Below are 245 nucleotides of genomic sequence, written 5' to 3'. Positions count from 1 at the left end.
CGGAGGCGAAGGAGGAGAGCTGGTCGACCATGGTGTTGATGGTGGTCTTCAGGGCGAGGATCTCGCCCTGGGCGTTGACGTCGATCTTGCGGGTCAGGTTGCCGGACGCGACGGCGGTGGTGACCTCGGCGATGTTGCGGACCTGGTAGGTCAGGTTGTTGGCCATGGAGTTGACGTTGTCGGTGAGGTCCTTCCAGACGCCGGAGACGCCGCGGACCCGGGCCTGGCCGCCGAGCTGGCCCTCG

At 66.9% G+C, this 245-nt stretch carries 1 protein-coding gene; it reads right to left on the bottom strand.

Going from position 1 to position 245, the window contains the following annotated elements; genetic code table 11:
• The coding region (locus IG98_RS46430; RefSeq protein ID WP_037973178.1) for a HAMP domain-containing protein at positions 1–245 on the bottom strand (245 nt) is incomplete at both ends.

It is taken from the genome of Streptosporangium amethystogenes, from assembly GCF_000721075.1.
Classification (GTDB): domain Bacteria; phylum Actinomycetota; class Actinomycetes; order Streptosporangiales; family Streptosporangiaceae; genus Streptosporangium; species Streptosporangium amethystogenes.
This window is presented reverse-complemented; position numbering and strand designations above follow the sequence as displayed.